We start from the raw sequence: 2711 nt of genomic DNA on the forward strand, positions 1-2711 counted from the left end.
TCTGCTTCTGCCCCGGTCGCACCTTGTCGCCTGTTCGCACAATCACGGAGGCCGCGTTCGAGAACCACGCTGTGAGCACACCCAGTTCCTTCTCGTACGCCTCTGGTGAGAATTCGACTGCATCTCCCGCCATCAAGCCCGAGACGTCGTAAGGCAGCGCCTTTGAGAACCGCTCGCGATCTATGCCGCGATGAAACAGCTCGACGAGGAGCCATGCTTCGACATGCGCCGGCGAATGCTCCTCAACGTGAAGCGGATGGCTCACCGCTTCGCCACCTTCTCGGAACTGCAAAACGAGCTCTGGCAAACGCAACTCGAGCTCAAGATCCCGTCCAAGAGGATGCGTTGTGATCGCGTTGCGAGCATCGTTCCATTCAAGCGTCGGCATCGCGCCGTTACCCTGGGAACCGTAGCTCCGCTCGATCCGAGCGAGCCACTGGACGACGCTGTGCAACTGATGGCGTGCCTCGTCCAGCCGCTCTGTATCCTGTGAAGCTGCGGCGGGCCATTCGTCCGAGGTCATCGTGATACCTCCCTAGAGCTTCGGGGTTGGTCTCGTCTCGCATGAGCCGCTTCGAGAAGCGTCGGCTTAAGCGCTCATCCCAAGGCCGAGAACCCGGTTCGCATTCCGCCAGAGGGCTGCATCGAGCGCGTCCGGCGAGAGCCCGAGTGCCATGAAGTCGTCAACTCCCTGCTTCATGGGACGGAACGGGAAGGAACTTCCGAATAGGAACTGATCCTTCATGAAACCGTTGGCAGCCTCGATGTAGAGCCGTCCGCCCGGCGAGAATGTGTACATGTCAGGCGAGACGTAGACGTTCTCGTTGCGGAAGGCGACGGTAACGATGGCGTCAATGTGCGGATAGAATCCGTGGGAGCAGACAATCGGCAGCTTCGGGAAGGTTTTGGCGACACGGTCGACAGCGAACGGATCGTTCAGACGCAGATCCGGGGTAGTCGGCCCTGACATCACGAACACGGGCACACCGAGTTCTTGACACAGCTCGTAGAGCGGCATGAGGCGCTCGTCGTCCGCGCGCATCGGACTTCCATAGAAGCCCGCATCGAGATTGATGCCCCTCATGCCGAGTTCTGACACGGCGCGGCGCGCTTCCGCCACAGCTCCCTCGCGACCGAGGTCGGTCGGGTCGAGCGAGGCGATGCCGATCAGGCGCTTTGGGTCATGGCGCGCCACTGCGGCGAGATCGTCGTTGCTAATCCGAACACCGGGAACGCTGCGGGCGACCATTACGGCGGCCGTGATACCCGCCCCGTCCATCTCGCGGACAAAGCCCTCGACGCTCTGGCCACGGGTGAAATGGTCGATCTCCTGGGTTCCGACCCGGCGGTTGAGCCAGCGCACGACGCCGTATTCGGGCGTGTCAGGCTTCGCTCCGAAGAACGGATGCAGGAAGGAGGGCCGGCTCCGCATGTCTACGATAGGCTTCGTCATTGGCTTTAATCCTCGGCGTTAGTGAGAGTCGACGAGCGGAGCACGTGCGAGGGCGTTCACCGCTGGCCCGAAGCCCTGAATCCCGTCCGAGCTAAACTTGGCCGGGGGCCACACTCCCGGGAAAAATGCCGGGCCGAACGGCCCGGTCGTTCAGTGGGCGGACTCATTTCAGTGGGCGGATTCAGAGGAGAAAGACGCACAAGTCCGAAAGTTAATGAGATCCCGCTTCATGGAGGTCGAGCACCTGGTCAGCCTCGTTCTTGACGACGTGATCTGCCTCGGTTTGGTTGAGCGTCTCCGGCCCGAACAGATACGCGATCAGGGCGAACAGCAGCACGGCGCAGGAGAACTTCATGGCGTCACCCATGCCTCCTGGCGTCAGACTGGCGAGCCAGCCGATCGCAACCGGAGCAAAGATGGACGGGAACCGACCGAGCGCCACGGACCAGCCGTAGCCGGATCCACGAATCTCTGTCGGGAAGAGCTCCGCCACATGGACCATACCGATGGCCCAAGAACCTCCGATGCCGCCAAACGCCAGGATCCCGCAGATAACAAACAGCGGAATCGACGTTGTCGAGAACATCACCCACAGAGAGGCTGCGAGCACAAGCAGCGTCACAGCGCCGGCCCGCTTGCGGCCGATGTAGTCGGACAGGTGGCCGCAGAAGATTGAAAAAGCAAACATCGAGAGATTAAACAAGCCGAGCGTAGCAACGGCGACCGTGGTGCTCATTTTCAGCGTCGACACCATAAACGGCACCGCAAACACGGTTTCCGCGTAGTAGATGCCCGCGAGCGAGGTGTAGATCAGGGCTCCCCACATCACGTTGCGCCGCAACCTCGGGCTAGTCTTCAGTGAGGTAAAGAAGGAGGCCCGCTTCAGCTTCGCGCGCTTCAGGCGCTCCATCGTCGCTGTGTAGCTCGGGCTTTCTTCCAGCTGCATTCGAACGAACAGGATAATTATCGCCGGCAAGATTGCGAGAAAGTACATCGCGCGCCAGCCAAGCCAATCAAGAATGAGCGCGGAAACGATCGCAGCGTACACCACGCCGAGGGCGTAGCCTGCGAACATGAAGCCTGCACCTAGACCACGTTTTTTGCTGTCCCACGATTCCACGACATAGGGCACACCAACCGTCAGTTCTCCTCCGCCGCCAAGCCCGGTGAAGAAGCGGCCGATCGCAAACTGTACAGGTGTGACGGCAAGCCCAGTCAAGGCAGTGACGCTGCCATAGGCAAAGATTGAAAAGCCAAG

3 protein-coding genes are annotated in these 2711 nt (G+C 60.7%); all 3 read right to left on the reverse strand.

The features are described 5' to 3' along the window. Nucleotides 1-523 (reverse strand): hypothetical protein (locus tag WDW90_RS36170; RefSeq protein WP_336492565.1); only part of this gene is annotated, 523 nt, incomplete at its 3' end. 66 nt (nt 524-589) lie between these two features. Further along, nucleotides 590-1453 carry an amidohydrolase family protein gene (locus WDW90_RS36175; RefSeq protein WP_336492566.1) on the reverse strand — a complete coding sequence of 288 codons (864 nt, stop codon included), beginning with the start codon at nt 1451-1453 and terminating at the stop codon, nt 590-592. Nucleotides 1454-1664: 211 nt separating this feature from the next. Continuing rightward, on the reverse strand, nt 1665-2711 hold a 1047-nt coding region (locus WDW90_RS36180), incomplete at its 5' end, for an MFS transporter (protein WP_336492567.1).

It is taken from the genome of Methylobacterium nigriterrae, assembly GCF_037106235.1.
Taxonomy (GTDB): Bacteria; Pseudomonadota; Alphaproteobacteria; order Rhizobiales; family Beijerinckiaceae; genus Methylobacterium; species Methylobacterium nigriterrae.

Bases quoted from the DNA above. Each gene is read 5' to 3' on its own strand.
- WDW90_RS36175 (WP_336492566.1), bottom strand. From the start codon at position 1,453: ATGACGAAGCCTATCGTAGACATGCGGAGCCGGCCCTCCTTCCTGCAT.